Source organism: Vibrio sp. 378 (genome assembly GCF_033339435.1).
Window position 1 is genome coordinate 1 of record NZ_JAWOUO010001088.1, and the last position, 535, is coordinate 535.

Sequence of the window (535 nt, forward strand, 5' to 3'; positions counted from 1 at the left end):
TGTTTGCCGGTGCGAAGGTGATCCCATTAGACGGCGACAGTACCGTGCAACTCAGCTCTCAGTGGATGGGACGCGTGGTAAACGGCTTAGGCGAGCCATTGGATGACGGCATGCCGCTTAAAGGGGGCGATCGTGTTTCACTTGAACCTAAACCGATCAACCCCCTTAAGCGTCGTCCTGTCGATACCCCGCTTAATGTTGGCGTTCGTGCGATCAACGGTTTGCTGACGGTCGGTAAAGGTCAGCGTATTGGTCTAATGGCGGGCAGTGGTGTTGGTAAAAGTGTGTTGATGGGGATGATCACCAAAAACACGGAAGCGGACGTCATTGTGGTGGGTTTGATTGGTGAGCGTGGTCGAGAAGTTCGTGAGTTTATTGAACGCAACTTAACGCCAGAAGCGAGAGAACAAGCCATCATCATTGCAGCTACTGCGGATGAATCACCATTGATGCGACTTAGAGCGACACTGCTTTGTCACCGCGTCGCGGAGTATTTCCGAGATCAAGGCAAAGATGTACTTTTGTTGATGGATTC

The 535-nt window shown here is 51.6% G+C and carries 1 pseudogene; it reads left to right on the forward strand.

Features of this window, described 5'->3' with window-relative positions:
* A pseudogene (gene fliI, locus R7Q48_RS30525) lies at positions 1 to 535 on the forward strand (flagellum-specific ATP synthase FliI); the annotation flags it as partial.